The 16580-nt window shown below is 65.0% G+C and carries 18 protein-coding genes and 1 tRNA gene; 5 read left to right on the forward strand and 14 right to left on the reverse strand.

Annotated elements, in window-relative coordinates; genetic code table 11:
• Positions 1-5: 5 nt before the first annotated feature.
• The 6 genes from iscA to trmJ form a co-directional block, all read right to left on the reverse strand.
• A complete protein-coding gene (gene iscA, locus I0D00_RS17170; protein WP_208708646.1) occupies positions 6-329 on the reverse strand; it encodes an iron-sulfur cluster assembly protein IscA in 324 nt (107 codons plus the stop codon).
• Between the two features lie 12 nt (positions 330-341).
• Positions 342-728, reverse strand: a complete 387-nt coding sequence (iscU, locus tag I0D00_RS17175; protein WP_090239371.1) for a Fe-S cluster assembly scaffold IscU — start codon at positions 726-728, stop codon at positions 342-344.
• Positions 729-772: 44 nt separating this feature from the next.
• The gene (locus I0D00_RS17180; protein ID WP_213641035.1) at positions 773-1987 is read right to left on the reverse strand and encodes an IscS subfamily cysteine desulfurase; all 1215 of its coding nucleotides are present in this window, start codon (positions 1985-1987) and stop codon (positions 773-775) included.
• Between the two features lie 49 nt (positions 1988-2036).
• A complete protein-coding gene (iscR, locus tag I0D00_RS17185; protein ID WP_213641036.1) occupies positions 2037-2531 on the reverse strand; it encodes a Fe-S cluster assembly transcriptional regulator IscR in 495 nt (164 codons plus the stop codon).
• 138 nt (positions 2532-2669) lie between these two features.
• Positions 2670-3449 carry a serine O-acetyltransferase gene (gene cysE / locus I0D00_RS17190; protein WP_213641037.1) on the reverse strand — a complete coding sequence of 260 codons (780 nt, stop codon included), beginning with the start codon at positions 3447-3449 and terminating at the stop codon, positions 2670-2672.
• Positions 3442-4221, reverse strand: a complete 780-nt coding sequence (gene trmJ, locus I0D00_RS17195; RefSeq protein ID WP_213641038.1) for a tRNA (cytosine(32)/uridine(32)-2'-O)-methyltransferase TrmJ — start codon at positions 4219-4221, stop codon at positions 3442-3444. The genes cysE and trmJ overlap by 8 nt, the downstream gene beginning before the upstream one ends.
• A 145-nt stretch (positions 4222-4366) precedes the next feature.
• Here trmJ and suhB point away from each other — a divergent pair, with 145 nt between their 5' ends.
• Positions 4367-5182 carry a type III secretion system regulator SuhB gene (gene suhB / locus I0D00_RS17200; RefSeq protein ID WP_213641039.1) on the forward strand — a complete coding sequence of 272 codons (816 nt, stop codon included), beginning with the start codon at positions 4367-4369 and terminating at the stop codon, positions 5180-5182.
• 102 nt (positions 5183-5284) lie between these two features.
• Here suhB and I0D00_RS17205 read toward each other — a convergent pair whose 3' ends face one another.
• From I0D00_RS17205 to queA, 6 genes are all read right to left on the reverse strand, one after another.
• Complete coding sequence (locus I0D00_RS17205; RefSeq protein WP_213641040.1) at positions 5285-5824, reverse strand: glycine zipper 2TM domain-containing protein; 540 nt, start codon at positions 5822-5824, stop codon at positions 5285-5287.
• Positions 5825-5948: 124 nt separating this feature from the next.
• Entirely contained in the window at positions 5949-6854 is a 906-nt protein-coding gene (secF, locus tag I0D00_RS17210; protein WP_213641041.1) for a protein translocase subunit SecF, read from the reverse strand.
• Between the two features lie 9 nt (positions 6855-6863).
• Positions 6864-8732, reverse strand: coding sequence for a protein translocase subunit SecD (secD, locus tag I0D00_RS17215; RefSeq protein WP_213641042.1), 1869 nt, complete (start codon positions 8730-8732; stop codon positions 6864-6866).
• Positions 8733-8794: 62 nt separating this feature from the next.
• A complete protein-coding gene (gene yajC, locus I0D00_RS17220) occupies positions 8795-9130 on the reverse strand; it encodes a preprotein translocase subunit YajC (RefSeq protein ID WP_213641043.1) in 336 nt (111 codons plus the stop codon).
• Positions 9131-9171: 41 nt separating this feature from the next.
• Complete coding sequence (tgt, locus tag I0D00_RS17225) at positions 9172-10287, reverse strand: tRNA guanosine(34) transglycosylase Tgt (RefSeq protein WP_213641815.1); 1116 nt, start codon at positions 10285-10287, stop codon at positions 9172-9174.
• A 14-nt stretch (positions 10288-10301) separates the two neighbouring features.
• The gene (gene queA, locus I0D00_RS17230) at positions 10302-11351 is read right to left on the reverse strand and encodes a tRNA preQ1(34) S-adenosylmethionine ribosyltransferase-isomerase QueA (RefSeq protein WP_213641044.1); all 1050 of its coding nucleotides are present in this window, start codon (positions 11349-11351) and stop codon (positions 10302-10304) included.
• Between the two features lie 114 nt (positions 11352-11465).
• Between queA and I0D00_RS17235 the strand changes: the two genes are divergently transcribed.
• From I0D00_RS17235 to I0D00_RS17245, 3 genes are all read left to right on the forward strand, one after another.
• Positions 11466-11550, forward strand: a tRNA-Leu gene (locus tag I0D00_RS17235).
• 340 nt (positions 11551-11890) lie between these two features.
• Positions 11891-12103: a cold-shock protein gene (locus I0D00_RS17240; RefSeq protein WP_003459665.1), complete on the forward strand. Its 213-nt coding sequence runs from the start codon at positions 11891-11893 to the stop codon at positions 12101-12103.
• Between the two features lie 112 nt (positions 12104-12215).
• Positions 12216-12710 (forward strand): RDD family protein, encoded by a 495-nt coding sequence (locus I0D00_RS17245; RefSeq protein ID WP_213641045.1) that lies wholly within the window; start codon positions 12216-12218, stop codon positions 12708-12710.
• A gap of 54 nt (positions 12711-12764) precedes the next feature.
• On the opposite strand, the gene lptG is transcribed toward I0D00_RS17245, so the two are convergent.
• Positions 12765-13826 (reverse strand): LPS export ABC transporter permease LptG, encoded by a 1062-nt coding sequence (gene lptG, locus I0D00_RS17250; protein WP_213641046.1) that lies wholly within the window; start codon positions 13824-13826, stop codon positions 12765-12767.
• The gene (gene lptF / locus I0D00_RS17255) at positions 13819-14940 is read right to left on the reverse strand and encodes an LPS export ABC transporter permease LptF (protein WP_213641047.1); all 1122 of its coding nucleotides are present in this window, start codon (positions 14938-14940) and stop codon (positions 13819-13821) included. Before lptF ends, lptG begins: the two co-directional genes overlap by 8 nt.
• Before the next feature lie 144 nt (positions 14941-15084).
• Between lptF and I0D00_RS17260 the strand changes: the two genes are divergently transcribed.
• Positions 15085-16575 (forward strand): leucyl aminopeptidase, encoded by a 1491-nt coding sequence (locus I0D00_RS17260; RefSeq protein WP_213641048.1) that lies wholly within the window; start codon positions 15085-15087, stop codon positions 16573-16575.
• Positions 16576-16580: the final 5 nt, after the last annotated feature.

Consider the following 16580-nt stretch of genomic DNA (forward strand, 5'->3'; position numbering starts at 1 on the left):
GCGCCTCAGATATTGAAGCTCTCGCCGCAGCCGCATTCGCCGCGCACGTTGGGATTGTTGAACTTGAAACCCTCGTTCAACCCTTCCTTGACGAAGTCCAGCTCGGTGCCGTCGAGGTACACCAGGCTCTTCGGGTCGATGATCACCTTGACGCCGTGACTCTCGAACACCTGGTCCTCGCTGGCCGGCTCGTCGACGAACTCCAGCACATAGGCCAGGCCGGAACAGCCGGTGGTGCGCACGCCCAGGCGAATGCCTTCGCCCTTGCCGCGCCCTTCGAGGGAGCGGCGCACGTGCTGCGCGGCAGCTTCAGTCATGCTGATAGCCATCGACATACCTCCTTAGAGCAAGCCTTTCTTCTGCTTGTAGTCACGCACGGCCGCCTTGATGGCGTCCTCGGCGAGCACCGAGCAGTGGATCTTCACCGGCGGCAGCGCCAGCTCCTCGGCCAGCTGGGTGTTCTTGATGGTCTCGGCCTCGTCCAGGGTCTTGCCCTTCATCCACTCGGTGGCAAGGGAACTGGAGGCGATGGCCGAACCGCAGCCATAGGTCTTGAACTTGGCGTCTTCGATCACGCCCTGCTCGTTGACCTTGATCTGCAGACGCATCACGTCACCGCAGGCCGGCGCGCCGACCATGCCGGTGCCGACACTGGGGTCTTCGGCATCCATCTTGCCGACGTTGCGCGGGTTCTCGTAATGGTCGATGACCTTTTCACTGTATGCCATGCTGCTATTCCTCTCTCATCAGGTGCCGCTCTTCGGCAGCTAGATTAGTGTGCTGCCCATTCGATCTTCGACAGATCGACACCGTCTTTGTACATGTCCCACAGCGGCGACAGCTCGCGCAGCTTGGTGACCGCCTCGCGAACCTTCTGCGCGGCGTAGTCCACCTCTTCCTCGGTGGTGAAACGACCGAAGGTGAAGCGGATGGAACTGTGCGCCAGCTCGTCGTTGCGGCCCAGGGCGCGCAGCACGTAGGACGGCTCCAGGGAGGCCGAGGTGCAGGCCGAACCGGAGGAAACCGCCAGGTCCTTGAGCGCCATGATCAGCGACTCACCCTCGACGTAGTTGAAGCTCAGGTTGAGATTGTGCGGTACGCGGGCGGTCAGGCTGCCGTTGACGTACAGCTCTTCCAGGCCATCGACCTGGGCGAAGAAGCGGTCGCGCAGGGCCAGCACGCGCTGGTTTTCCTGAGCCATCTCCTCCTTGGCGATACGGAAGGCCTCACCCATGCCGACGCACTGGTGAGTGGCCAGGGTGCCGGAGCGCATGCCGCGCTCGTGCCCGCCACCATGGGTCTGCGCCTCGAGACGCACGCGCGGCTTACGGCGCACGTACAGCGCACCGACGCCCTTGGGGCCATAGGTCTTGTGCGCCGAGAAGGACATCAGGTCGACCTTGAGCTTCTCCAGATCGATCTCCACCTTGCCGGTGGACTGGGCGGCATCGACATGGAACAGCACGCCGCGGGAGCGGGTCAGCTCGCCGATGGCGGCGATGTCGTTGATCGTGCCGATCTCGTTGTTCACGTGCATGATCGACACCAGGACGGTGTCATCGCGCAGGGCCGCCTCGACCATGGCCGGAGTGATCAGACCGTCTTCGCCCGGCTCGATGTAGGTGACCTCGAAGCCCTCGCGCTCCAGCTGGCGCATGGTGTCGAGGACCGCCTTGTGCTCGATCTTCGAGGTGACCAGGTGCTTGCCTTTGCTGCCGTAGAAGTTGGCCACACCCTTGATCGCCAGGTTGTCGGACTCGGTGGCACCGGAAGTCCAGACGATCTCGCGGGGGTCCGCATTGACCAGTTCGGCGACCTGGCGGCGGGCGTTCTCCACCGCTTCTTCGGCCTTCCAGCCGAACACGTGGGAGCGCGACGCCGGGTTACCGAAGTTGCCATCGACCAGCAGGCACTCACTCATCTTCTGGGCGACACGCGGGTCGACCGGCGTGGTGGCGGAATAATCGAGGTAAATCGGCAATTTCATTGACTCTCTCCTATCAGGTCACAGGCCTCGCAGCCCGGCGCCCTTGCATTCAATCGACGGTGGACGCTTCAATCTTGTCCAGATGCGGCATCAAGCCACTGCTGCAGCGACGCTGATCCTGACGCTGAGCGACTTCCTGCACCTCGCGGCGCGCCACCAGGTCGGCGAGGCTGATGCCACTGAGGAATTCGTGAATTTGCTGACTGAGGTCGCACCACAGGTGATGGGTCAGGCAGGTATCACCCGCATGACAGTCGCCCTGCCCCTGACAACGGGTGGCGTCGACCGATTCGTTGACCGCGTCGATCACCTGGGCCACCTGGATGCCGCGCATGTCGCGCGACAGCTGATAGCCGCCGCCCGGACCGCGCACGCTCGAGACCAGGTTGCCGCGCCGCAACTTGGCGAACAACTGCTCCAGATAGGACAGGGAGATACCCTGCCGCTCGGAGATGTCGGCAAGCGACACCGGACCATGCTGCGCATGGAGCGCGAGGTCGAGCATCGCCGTGACGGCGTAGCGGCCTTTGGTGGTCAGTCGCATGGAGGGTTACCACGGGATCACTGTGTGCCGCGAGTATGCAATTCCCGAGTATTTAAGTCAACTATAAGACCTATGGATTCACTCGGAATTGAACGAGGCGAAGGGCGCGCAGCATAGCAAAATGCCGCGCGCCACGCATCAGGCGACCGGCTTGCCGTCCTGATCCTTGCAGACGCCGGCGAAATCCTCGTCGCGCAGCGCCGGCAACTCCTTCGCGCAGTAGTCGCTACCCAGGGCGGTGAGCGCACTGCACATGCCCTCCAGCCGGCCATCGACCGCCTGCAGATGATCGAGCAGCTGACCGATGGCACGCGCCACCGGATCGGGCATGTCCTGACCGACCCCGTAGGCATCGAAGCCGAGCTTCTCCGCCATGGCCTGACGCTTGGCCTCCTGCTCGCCATCGACCTTGACGATGATCCGCCCCGGGATACCCACGGCCGTCGCGCCGGCCGGCACCGCCTTGGTCACCACGGCATTGGAGCCGATCTTCGCGCCGGCGCCGACCGTGAAGGGGCCCAGCACCTTGGCGCCCGCCCCGACCACCACGCCATCCTCCAGGGTCGGATGGCGCTTGCCCTTGTTCCAGCTGGTGCCGCCCAGGGTCACCCCCTGATACAGGGTGACATCATTGCCGATCTCGGCCGTCTCGCCGATGACGATGCCCATGCCATGGTCGATGAAGAAGCGCCGACCGATCTTCGCTCCGGGGTGAATCTCGATGCCGGTCAGCCAGCGCCCGAAGTTGGAGACCATGCGCGCCAGCCACTTCCAACCCGCGCCCCACAAGGCATGCGCCGCGCGATGCAGCCAGACCGCATGCAGACCCGGGTAGCAGGTGACCACCTCCAGTGCATTACGCGCCGCCGGATCACGATGGAATACACTCTGGATATCTTCCCGCATGCGCTCAAACATCAGATTTCCCCTGCCTATGGTGCTCACCACGCGCAGCCTTGACGGTCTCCGTCAGAATGCCGCGCAAGATATTCATTTCCAGCTTGCTGATGCCACTGCGCCCATATAACCGACGCAGACGACTCATCAGGTGCCGCGGCTTGGCCGGATCGAGAAAGCCGATCTCCACCAAGGACAACTCCAGGTGCGCATAGAAGGACTCCAGCTCGTCCGCCGTCACCGGCTGCATGTCCAGCATGGCGGTGGTCTCCTGCTTGGCCACCTTGGTCGGCCGATCCTGGGCCGCCAGCCAGGCCATGCGCACCTCGTAGGCCAGCACCTGCACCGCCGCCGCCAGATTCAGCGAGCTGAACTGCGGGTCGGACGGAATATGCACATGAAACTGACAGCGCTGCAGCTCTTCATTGGTCAGGCCGGCGTATTCGCGCCCGAACACCAGCGCCACCTCGCCGCCCTGCGCGGCCTGCTCGCAGCTCGCCACCCCGCACTCGCGCGGGTCGAGCAGCGGCCAGGGGATGCGCCGATCCCGCGCACTGGTACCCAGCACCAGGCTGCAGCCGACCAGCGCCTCCTCCAGCGTGCCGACCACCTGGGCGGCGTCGAGAATATCCGTGGCGCCGGAGGCCCGCGCCACCGCGTCGCCACTGGGAAAATCGACCGGATCGACCAGCACCAGGCGCGACAGCCCCATGTTCTTCATGGCACGCGCCGCACCGCCGATATTGCCCGGATGACTGGTGTTGACCAAAACCACGCGAATATTCTGCAGCAACTCGAGCGCTCACATTGCAAATACAAGGGGAGGAAATCTTACAGAACCCCCCCCATTAATGCCATGCGCAGCGCAGGCGGCACTTCAACCAACGGGCTTTTCTGCTAGAATGGCCGGCTTTCTTTAACGACCCAGGTGAACATCCATGCAGCCCATGCTGAATATCGCGCTGCGCGCAGCCCGTAGCGCCGGTGAAATGATCTTCCGCTCGATCGAACGCTTGGACGTCATCTCGGTCGACGAGAAGGATGCCAAAGATTACGTGACGGAGATCGACCGCTCCGCCGAGCAGTTGATCATCCAGGCGCTGCGCAAGGCCTACCCGAACCACGGCTTCCTCGGCGAAGAAGGCGCCGCGATCGAAGGCAGCGGCGAGGGCGCCGACTACCAGTGGATCATCGACCCGCTGGACGGCACCACCAACTTCATCCGCGGCGTCCCCCACTTCGCCGTCAGCGTGGCCTGCAAGTACCGTGGCCGCCTGGAGCACGCGGTGATCATCGATCCGGTGCGCCAGGAGGAGTTCACCGCCAGCCGCGGCCGCGGCGCCGCCCTCAACGGCCGCCGCCTGCGCGTCAGCACGCGCAAGAGCCTGGACGGCGCCCTGCTCGGCACCGGCTTCCCGTTCCGCGACAGCCAACTGGACAACCTGGAAAACTACCTCGGGATGTTCCGCAGCCTGGTCGGCCAGACCGCCGGCGTACGCCGCGCGGGTGCCGCCAGCCTGGACCTGGCCTACGTCGCCGCCGGGCGCTTCGACGCCTTCTGGGAATTCGGCCTGTCGGAGTGGGACATGGCGGCCGGCGCCCTGCTGATCCAGGAAGCAGGCGGCCTGGTCAGCGACTTCAGCGGCGGCCATGAATTCCTCGAGAAGGGCCAGATCGTCGCCGGCAACACCAAGTGCTTCAAGGCCGTGCTGACCGCCATCCAGCCGCACCTGTCGGCGAGCCTGAAACGCTAAGCGGCGCCAGACGAACACAAGAAACCGGCCTCGCGCCGGTTTTTTATCGCCCACGAAAAAGCGCCCCGCGGGGCGCTTTCTACGAACCAGAGTGGCGGCGCATCACTGCACGGACTGCGTCAGCACCAACTGGCCATCATCGTCGAGCGGAATCTGCCGACCCGGATCATGATCCATGCGCACCTGCCCGACCTTGCCGTCGAGCTGGTACTTCACGTCGTAGCCGACCAGCTTCTCGCTGGTATCGGTCACCGTGCTGCAGCGCGTCTCGGTGGTGGTATAGGTATCACCGGCCTGCATGTTCTCCTGCACCTTGTTGCCGGCATAGCCGCCACCGACCGCACCGGCGACGGTCGCGATCTTCTTGCCGGTGCCGCCACCCACCTGATTGCCGAGCAAGCCACCGACCACCGCCCCGATGGCCGTGCCGGCGATGCGATGCTGATCCTGCACCGGCTTCTGCCGGGTCACGGCCACCTCGCGGCATTCCTGACGCGGCGTCTTGATGGTCTCCTTGACCGGCTGCACGGCCAGCACCTCCGCGTACTCCGGCGCACTGACCAGCTTGTAGGTCGCCACCGCACCGCCGGCAGTGACCCCCACGGCACCCAACACCACACCCACGAGCATCGACTTGTTCATGGCCCTCTCCCGATTTCCAGTCCATCCGGCGCATCCCGCCTCATTCGCAGGGTTTGACCGGACGGCCTCGCGGCAAGTTCCGCGACGCTCACGCCGAAAACCGTGCGCGACCGGGCGCAGGCACTCAGGGACGCTCGTCGACCTCTTCGGTCACCACCGGCGGGATCAGGTCCTCGACCGCCAGGTCGAGCCATATCAGCACCACGTTGGCGATATAGACCGACGAGTAGGTACCGACCAGCACTCCGACGAACAGCGCAATGGCGAAACCGAACAGGTTGTCGCCGGCGAACAGCAGCAGCGCGCCGACGGCCAGCAAGGTGGAGATCGAGGTCGCCAAGGTACGCAGCAGGGTCTGGGTGGTGGAGATGTTGATGTTGTCGACCAGGCTGGTCTTGCGCAGCACGCGGAAGTTCTCGCGCACCCGGTCGAACACCACGATGGTGTCGTTCAGCGAGTAGCCGATGATCGCCAGCAGGGCCGCCAACACCGTCAGGTCGAAGGTGATCTGGAAGAACGACAGGATGCCCAGGGTGACGATGACGTCATGCACCAGGGAGACGATGGCGCCCAGGGAGAACTTCCACTGGAAGCGGAAGGCCAGGTACAGCATGATCCCGCCGAGCGCCAGGAGCATGCCGAGGCCGCCCTGATCACGCAGCTCCTCGCCCACCTGCGGACCGACGAACTCGACCTTCTTTACCTCCAGCGCATCGCCGGACTGGCGCAAGGCCGTGGCCACCTTATTGCCCAGGTCGGGGTCGTCGCCCTGCATGCGCACCACCACATCGGTGGTGGCACCGAAGCTCTGCACCACCGCATCGGCGAACCCGGCACCGGCCAGTTGCGCGCGCACCTTGCCGAGATCGGCCGGCTGCTCGTAGCCCAGCTCGATCTGGGTGCCGCCGGTGAAGTCCAGCCCCAGGTTCAGGCCCTTGATAAACAGGCTGCCCAACGACAGGAGCGTCAGCACCAGCGTGAGGGCGAACGCGAGATTGCGCACGCCCATGAAGTTGATCGTACGATTCATCTCGACCCCTTAGATCCACAGCTTCTTGAAGTCACGCCCACCGACACTCAGGTTGACCAAGGCGCGCGTCACCAGAATGGCGGTGAACATCGAGGTCAGGATCCCCAGCGACAGGGTCACGGCGAAGCCCTTGACCGGACCGGTGCCCATGGCGAAGAGAATGCCGCCGACCAGCAAGGTGGTCAGGTTGGCATCGACGATGGCCGTGAAGGCGCGATCGAAGCCTTCGTGCACGGCCCGCTGAATCGACATGCCGTTGGCGATCTCCTCGCGAATGCGCGAGAAGATCAGCACGTTGGCATCCACCGCCATGCCCATGGTCAGGACGATGCCGGCGATGCCCGGCAGGGTCAGGGTGGCGCTGAGCAGCGACATCAACGCCAGCAGCAGGACCATGTTCAAACCCAGCGCCAGGGTCGCCAGCACGCCGAAGTAGCGGTAGATGGCGACGATGAACAGCGAGACGAACAGCATGCCCCACAGCGACGCATCGACGCCCTTGGCGATGTTGTCGGCCCCCAGGCTCGGACCGATGGTGCGCTCTTCGGCGAAGTACATCGGCGCCGCCAGGCCACCGGCACGCAGCAGCAGGGCCAGCTCGGAAGACTCGCCCTGGCCGTCCAGGCCGGTGATGCGGAACTGGCTGCCGAGCGGCGACTGGATGGTCGCCAGGCTGATGATCTTCTTCTCCTCGACGAAGCCGGGGATCGCCACTTCCTGCTCGACGCCATCGACCACCTGGCGTGCGTAGCGGGTCACCGGCTTCTGTTCGATGAAGATCACCGCCATGCTGCGGCCGACATTGTTACGCGTGGCCCGGTTCATCAGGTCGCCGCCGTGGCCATCCAGGCGGATATTCACCTGCGGCCGGCCGTTCTCGTCGAAGCTGGCCTGAGCATCGGTGACCTGGTCACCGGTAATGATCAGCTCGCGCTCGAGCTGTACCGGCGGCCGGCCCTCTTCGCGAAACTCGAAGGTCTCGGTGGAGGCTCGCGACGCATCCAACTCGGCCTGCAGGCGGAACTCGAGGTTGGCGGTCTTGCCGAGAATGCGCTTGGCCTCGGCGGTATCCTGCACGCCCGGCAGTTCCACCACGATGCGGTTGGCGCCCTGGCGCTGGACCAGCGGCTCGGCCACGCCGAGTTCGTTGACCCGGTTGCGCACCGTGGTCAGGTTCTGCTTGATCGAATACTCGCGAATCTCGGCGAGCTTGGCCGGAGTCAGAGTCAGGCGCAGCACCTGCATCTCGTTACGCTCGACGGCGGTCAGCTCGAAATCGGTGAAATCTTTGCGGATCAGGCGCTGCGCCTGCTCCAGCGTCGCCTCGTCGGCGAAGCCCAGCTGAATGGCGCCGGCGGCCTCGGGCAGGCTGCGGTAGCGTACCCGCTCCTTGCGCAGCAGGCTCTTGACCTCGCCCTCATAGACCTTGCGCCGGGCATCCAGGGCCTTGTCCATGTCCACTTCCAGCAGGAAGTGCACACCACCGGACAGGTCCAGACCCAGCTTCATCGGCCCGGCGCCCAGGTTGCGCAGCCAGTCCGGGGTGGTCTGCGCCAGGTTCAGGGCGACCACGAAGTCGCCACCCAGGACCCGACGCACCACGTCCTTGGCCGGCAGCTGATCTTCCTGGCTGGCCAGACGCAGCAAGCCGCCGCGGCCCTGCTCGGCCAGGCTCATTGCCTTGACCTCGATGCCCGCCTCACGCAGCGCACGGCCGGCACGCTCCAGGTCGGCCTGCTCGACGCGCATCGCCGTGCTGTTGCCGCTGATCTGGATCGCCGGATCGTCCGGGTAGAGGTTGGGTGCCGAATAAATGAAGCCGATCGCCAGCACAGCCACGATCAGCAGGTACTTCCACAGAGGAAACTTATTGAGCATGACGCCGCCCGTTATGACGCGGGGCGCATTTAGCGCCCCGTCGAATGGTGATGATGTGGAGCTCAGATGGCTTTCAGCGTGCCCTTGGGCAGGGTCGCGGCGATGGCCACCTTCTGGATCTTCAGCTCGACGGTGTCGGACGCCTCGATGACCACGAAGTCGTCGCTGACCTTGGTGACCTTGCCGGCGATGCCGCCGCTGGTCACCACCTCGTCACCCTTCTGCAGGTTGCCGATCAGGTTCTTGTGCTCCTTGGCCCGCTTGGCCTGAGGACGCCAGATCATCAGGTAGAAGATGACCAGGAAACCGACCAGGAACACCCACTCGAAACCGGTGCCGGCAGGACCGGCGGCCGGGGCAGCCGCTTCGGCGTATGCAGCGGGAATCAAAAAGCTCATGTAACACTCCTGTTGGAAAGGTCTTTTAGAACAGCGATAGATCAGGCGAGAGGCGGCGTTGGCAGGCCGCGCCGAGCATAGAACGCATCGACAAAGGCGGCCAATGTACCCTGTTGAATTGCCTCGCGCAAACCAGCCATGAGACGCTGGTAATGGCGCAAGTTGTGCACGGTATTGAGCATGCTTCCCAGCATTTCGCCGCACTTATCCAGATGATGCAGATAGGAGCGGGAAAAGTGCCGGCAGGTGTAGCAGTCGCAGGCAGGGTCCAGCGGCGAGTCGTCGTGCTTGTGCACCGCATTGCGGATCTTCAGCACCCCGGTCTCGACGAACAGGTGGCCGTTGCGCGCATTGCGGGTCGGCATCACGCAGTCGAACATGTCCACGCCACGGCGCACGCCCTCGACCAGGTCCTCCGGCTTGCCGACGCCCATCAGGTAGCGCGGCTTGTCCGCCGGCAACTGCTCCGGCAGGTAGTCCAGCACCCGGATCATCTCCTCCTTCGGCTCGCCGACCGACAGGCCGCCGATCGCCAGGCCGTCGAAGCCGATCTCGCTCAAGCCCTCCAGCGAGCGCCGGCGCAGCTCTTCATGCATGCCGCCCTGGACGATGCCGAACAGCGCCGCCGTGCTGTCGCCGTGCGCCTCCTTGGAGCGCTTGGCCCAGCGCAACGACAGCTCCATGGAGCGCTTGGCCACATCGAACTCGGCCGGATAGGGCGTGCACTCGTCGAAGATCATCACGATGTCCGAACCGAGGTCGCGCTGCACCTGCATCGACTCCTCCGGCCCCATGAACACCTTGGAGCCATCCACCGGCGAGGCGAAATACACACCCTCCTCCTTGATCTTGCGCATGGCGCCCAGGCTGAACACCTGGAAACCGCCGGAATCGGTGAGGATCGGCCCCTGCCACTGCATGAAATCGTGCAGGTCGCCATGCCGCTTGATCACCTCGGTGCCCGGGCGCAGCCACAGGTGAAAGGTGTTGCCGAGGATGATCTGCGCGCCTATGGCCTCGATATCCCGCGGCAGCATGCCCTTGACCGTGCCGTAGGTGCCCACCGGCATGAACGCCGGCGTCTCGACCACGCCACGGGGAAAGCTCAGGCGCCCCCGGCGCGCCTTGCCATCGGTCGCCAACAACTCGAAAGACATGCGACAGGTGCGCGTCATACTGTTTCCTCGGGCCCGCGCGGCGCGGGATTGCGGGTGACGAACATGGCGTCACCGTAACTAAAGAAGCGATAACCCTCGGCGACCGCGCTTTTATAGGCCGCCATGGTTTCCGGATAGCCGGCGAAGGCCGACACCAGCATCAGCAGGGTCGACTCCGGCAGGTGGAAGTTGGTGACCAGGGCATCGACCACATGCAGCGGCCGCCCCGGGTAGATAAAGATGTCGGTGTCGCCACTGAAAGCCTTGAGCACACCGTCGCGCGCCGCACTCTCCAGCGAGCGCACGCTGGTGGTGCCGACCGCTATCACCCGCCCGCCGCGGGCGCGACAGGCCGCCACGGCATCCACCACCGCCTGGCCGACCTCCAGCCACTCGCTGTGCATGTGGTGGTCCTCGATGCGCTCGACCCGCACCGGCTGGAAAGTGCCGGCCCCCACATGCAGGGTCACGAAGGCCGTCTCGATGCCTTTCTCGGCGATCGCCGCGAGCATGGCCTGATCGAAGTGCAGGCCCGCAGTCGGCGCCGCCACCGCGCCGGCACGGGCGGCATAGACGGTCTGGTAACGCTCGCGGTCGGCGCTCTCGTCGGGGCGGTCGATATAGGGCGGCAGCGGCATGTGGCCGATGCGCTCGAGCAGCGGCAGCACCTCTTCGGCGAAGCGCAACTCGAACAGCGCATCATGGCGCGCCAGCATCTGCGCCTCGCCGCCACCGTCGAGCAGGATGGTCGAGCCCGGCTTGGGCGACTTGCTCGAACGCACATGGGCCAGCACCCGATGACTGTCCAGCACGCGCTCGACCAGCACTTCCAGCCGGCCGCCGCTGGCCTTCTGGCCGAACAGGCGCGCCGGAATCACCCGGGTGTCGTTGAACACCATCAGATCGCCCGGACGCAGATACGTCAGCAGATCGCCGAACTGGCGATGGGCGAGCTGCCCGCTCGGCCCATCGAGCACCAGCAGGCGACTGGCCCGGCGCTCGGCCAGGGGGTAACGGGCAATCAGGGAATCGGGCAGCTCGAAGTGGAAGTCGGCGACGCGCATGGCGGGAAAGGGAGTCGAATTTCAGGGCGGCAAAGCTTACCGGAATTCCCCCATGCTGGCCACGCAAGTGGATTGACCGGGCGCAACCGCCTCCCTATACTGCGCCGCCATTGTGCCCCGGTGGCGGAACCGGTAGACGCGGCGGATTCAAAATCCGTTTCCGAAAGGAGTGGGAGTTCGAGTCTCCCCCGGGGCACCAATGATCCTTCCTGCCGCCTTACCCCTGCGTAAAGTGGCGCCGCGCAGTCGACCGGACTGCGACTCCCGCACCCCGAGTCCAGCTGGCACAGGCATCTCCGACAGCCTGCAAACAGCCTCGATCGACCGCGATTCTCGGGCCGCGCCGGGGTTGGCATTTGCCCAAAAGTTAGCGTAGAGTGATTGAACTGTGTTTGCATGGGTCGCCGTGAATCGTGACCTGATGCAGTAGATCCTCCAGATCCGCTACATCCCGCTCGACTTCTATTACTCTTTGCAACCAGTCTCAGTCCTCTATTATTTAGGGGCTGTCATCAACTCTAGTTTCAAGGAAATAAGACATGTCGAATCGTCAGAACGGTACCGTCAAGTGGTTTAACGACGAGAAAGGTTTTGGTTTTATCACTCCCGAAAGCGGTCCGGATCTGTTCGTGCACTTCCGCGCGATCGAAGGCAACGGCTTCAAGAGCCTGAAAGAAGGCCAGAAAGTCAGCTTCGTAGCTGTGCAAGGTCAAAAAGGCATGCAGGCTGACCAGGTTCAAGTCCTGGGCTAAACCTGCCGCCTTGAAGAACCCCTGATGGCAGCATCAGGGGTTTTTTTATGCCTGAAAGTACATAAAAGCACACACGAAAGACTCCTCAGTACTATTGCCCGACGAGCCCTCCATGCCGAAACACCTGCTGCGCCCGCACGGTGACTTCCCCGCCGCCGGCCTGAGCCGCCGCCTCGCGGCACTGTTCTACGATTTCCTGCTGTGCATCGCCCTGCTCATAGTCGTGACCTTCATCTACAAGCTGGCGCTCATGGGCTTCTATGGCGAAGCGCAGCTCAAGCGGCTGTCCGACGCCGGCGCCCTGGACGGCGACCCCCTGCTGTCGACCCTGCTGCTGCTGAGCCTGTTCGGCTTCTTCGCCAAGTTCTGGACCCACAACGGCCAGACCCTGGGCATGCAGGTCTGGGGCCTCCGCATCCAGAATCCGGACGGCAGCGCCATCGACCTGTGGCAGGCACTGCTGCGCTTCCTGGTCGCCATCGCCTCCTGGCTGTGCCTCGGCCTGGGTTTCCTGTGGGTCCTCTGGGACAAGGAAAAACGCAGCTGGCATGACATCTATTCCGCCAGCCGTACCGTGCAGCTGCCGAAGAACATCCACAAGAAGTAGCCATGCGAAATAGAAAAGCCGGCAGCGAGCCGGCTTTTCTTTGACCGCGGCCGGCTACCCGGCTCGCCGCAGCAACCCAAGGCCGGCCAGGGCACAGACGCCCGCCGGCGCCAGCACGGCCAGCAGCGGCGAGAAGCCGAACACCAGGCTCGACGGCCCCAGCAGATCCTGGGCGATGCTGAACACGAAGCCGACCAGCACCCCGGTGAACACCCGCTGCCCCAGGGTCACCGAACGCAGCGGACCGAAGATGAAGGAGATCGCCATCAGCACCAGGGCGGCCGTCACCAGCGGCTGCAGCATCTTGGTCCAGAACGCCAGCCAGTAGCGGCCGTTGTTCAGGCCCTGCTCGGCCAGATACTGGATGTAGCGCCACAACCCGGTCACCGACAACGCCTCGGGCTCCAGCACCACGGTGCCGAGCAGCTGCGGATTGAGCTCGACCTCCCAGCGCTCGCGCGGCACCTCGACCACTTCCGTGCTGCGTCCGCGGAAATGCGTGGTGACGACGCTTTCCAGCTGCCAGTGATCGCCCTGATACAACGCGCGCCGGGCGAAGCTGGACGACAGCAGGTTTCGCTGCTCATCGAATCGGTAGCGGGTCACGCCATACAGCACACCATCGGGCTGCACCGCGTTGATATGCACGAACTCCTGGCCCTGGCGATGCCACAGACCGCGCTTGGCGCTCTGCGCCTCGCCGCCGCCCTGGGCCATGGCGCGATTGGCCTGGGCCAGGTTCTCGCTCCAGGGCGCCAGGTACTCGCCGATCAGGATGCCGGCCAGCATCAGCACCAGCATCGGCTTCATCACCGCCCAGACGATCCGCCCGATCGACACGCCGGCGGCGCGCATCACGGTCAGCTCGCTGCTGCTGGCCAGACTGCCCAGGCCGATCAGGCAGCCGATCAGGGCCGCCATCGGCAGCATCTCGTACACCCGCCGCGGCAGGGTCAGCACGACATACCAGGCGGCCGCGCCCAGGCTGTAATTGCCCTCGACATCGCCCAGCTCATCGATGAAGGCGAACAGCAGGGCCAGCCCGACGATGATCCCCAGCACCGCGAGAATCGCGACGAACACCTGAATGCCGATGTACCTATCCAGCCTAACCACGAGCCACCTCCCGCGCAGCACGACGACTCGCCCACTTCAGCCGCAGCGGCTCCCAATAGAGCAGCCCGAGACCTATCGCCACGAACACCCCATGCACCCACCACAACCCCAGCTCCAGGGGAATCTTCCCCTTATCCAGGGCGCCGCGCGCGGCGATCAGCAACGCCAGGTAGGCCATGTACAGCAAGACCGCCGGCAACAGCTTGAGGAATCGCCCCTGGCGCGGGTTGACCCGGGACAGCGGCACGGCCAGCAGGGTGACGACGAACACCAGCAAGGGGATGGACAGGCGCCACTGCAGCTCGGACTGCAGCCGCGCATTGTCGCTGCCGATCAGCTCCCGGGTCGGCACCGCCTCGCGCTCGCTGACCTCGCCGCTGACCGAGGGCTTGGGCAGCAGCACGCCGTAGGTGTCGTACTGGATCGCCCGGTAGTCCGCCTGGCCGGGATTGCCGTCGTAGCGATAGCCGTTCTCCAGGATCAGGTAGCGGCTGCCGTCGGCCTGCAGCTCCTGGCGCCCGCTTTCGGCCACCAGCACGGTGATGCCGCGCTCCTTGCCGCCGTCGCGGGAGAAGCGCTTCTCGGAAATGAAGATGCCGCCCAGCTGGCCGCGGTCCTCCGACAGTTCCTGGGTGTAGGTCACCCGTGAGCCGTCCTTCATGGCCTGAAAGCGTCCCGGCACCAGGGTGTCGAACTCGGTCAGGGCGTCCTGCTCGTTGAGGATGCGCATCTGCCCCGCCACGCCCTGCGGCGCCAGCCCCAGGCTCAGCCAGGCCACCAGCAGCGCCACCAGCAGTGCCGGCGCCAGGCTGTAGACCAGCAGGCGCTGCTGACTCATGCCGGTGGCCGACAGCACGGTCATCTCGCTGTCCAGGTAGAGCCGCCCGTAGGCCAGCAGGATGCCGAGGAACAGGCCCAGGGGCAGGATCAACTGGAGGAACCCCGGCAGGCGAAAGCCCATGATCAGGAACAGCACCCCCGGGTCCAGCAGGCCCTGTGCGGCCTGCGCCAGGTACTTGATGAAGCGGCCACTCATGATGATCACCAGCAGCACGGCGCTCACCGCACTCAGGGTGACCAGGACCTCACGGGACAGATAACGGAAGACAATCAAACCAGACACTCCAGGGTTGTCAGGCTCAGGCGGCTACGCTCACACTAGCCGCACTGCGTGCCGGCTCGCCCACGGACGAACCACTGAAAAAATGACCGGCATTATCCTGCAATACCGACTCCTTGTCTTGGGGACACTTACGCCATGGAATTTCTCGTCAAAAGCGCTCGCCCGGAAACCCTGAAAACCGCCACCCTGGTCATCGCCGTCGGCGAAGGCCGCAAGCTCGGCGAAACGGCGAAAGCGATCGATGGCGCCAGCGCCGGCGCCATCAGCGCGCTGCTCAAGCGTGGCGACCTCGCCGGCAAGCTCGGCCAGACCCTGCTGGCGCACAACCTGGCCGGCCTCAAGGCCGAACGCGTGCTGCTGGTGGGCAGCGGCAAGGACGAAGAACTCTCCGACCGCCAGCTGCGCAAGCTGGTCGGTGCCGCCCAGGCGGTGCTCAAGGGGCTAGGCGGCGGTGACGCGGTGCTGGCGCTGCAGGACCTCAACGTCAAGGGCCGCGACGCCTACGGCAAGGCCCGCCTCATGGTAGAGACCCTGGCCGACGGCGACTACCAGTTCGACCGTTTCAAGAGCCAGAAGGCCGAGCCGCGCGCCCTGAAGAAGCTCACCCTGAGCTGCGACAAGGCCGACCTGGCCGAGGTCGAGCGCGCCGCTCGCCATGCCCAGGCCATCGCCGCCGGCATGGCCTTCACCAAGGACCTCGGCAACCTGCCGCCGAACCTCTGCCACCCCAGCTACCTGGCCGAGGAGGCCAAGGGCCTGGCCAAGGCGCACAAGAACCTCAAGGTCGAGATCCTCGACGAGAAGAAGCTCAAGGAACTCGGCGCCGGCGCCTTCCTCGCCGTGGCCCAGGGCAGCGAGCAGCCGCCGCGGATGATCGTGCTCAACTACCAGGGCGGCAAGAAGACCGACAAACCCTTCGCCCTGGTCGGCAAGGGCATCACCTTCGACACCGGTGGCATCAGCATCAAGCCAGCGGCCGGCATGGACGAGATGAAGTACGACATGTGCGGCGCCGCCAGCGTGTTCGGCACCCTCAAGGCGGTGCTCGAGCTGCAGCTGCCGATCAACCTGGTGTGCCTGCTGGCCTGCGCCGAGAACATGCCCAGCGGCCGCGCCACCCGCCCCGGCGACATCGTCACCAGCATGAGCGGGCAGACCGTGGAGATCCTCAACACCGACGCCGAGGGCCGCCTGGTGCTGTGCGACACCCTGACCTACGCCGAGCGCTTCAAGCCCCAGGCGGTGATCGACATTGCCACCCTCACCGGCGCCTGCATCGTCGCCCTGGGCGGCAACACCTCGGGCCTGATGGGCAACGACGACGAGCTGGTGCAGCAGCTGCTGGCCGCCGGCCAGAGCGCCGACGACCGCGCCTGGCAGCTGCCGCTGTTCGACGAGTACCAGGAGCAGCTGGACAGCCCCTTCGCCGACATCGCCAACATCGGCGGGCCCAAGGCCGGCACCATCACCGCCGGCTGCTTCCTCTCGCGCTTCGCCAAGAAGTACCACTGGGCGCACCTGGACATCGCCGGCACCGCCTGGATCAGCGGCGGCAAGGACAAGGGCGCCACCGGCCGCCCGGTGCCCTTGCTGACCCAGTACCTGCTCGATCGCAGCCAGGCCTGACCCAC

This window comes from Pseudomonas lalucatii (genome assembly GCF_018398425.1).
Taxonomy (GTDB): domain Bacteria; phylum Pseudomonadota; class Gammaproteobacteria; order Pseudomonadales; family Pseudomonadaceae; genus Aquipseudomonas; species Aquipseudomonas lalucatii.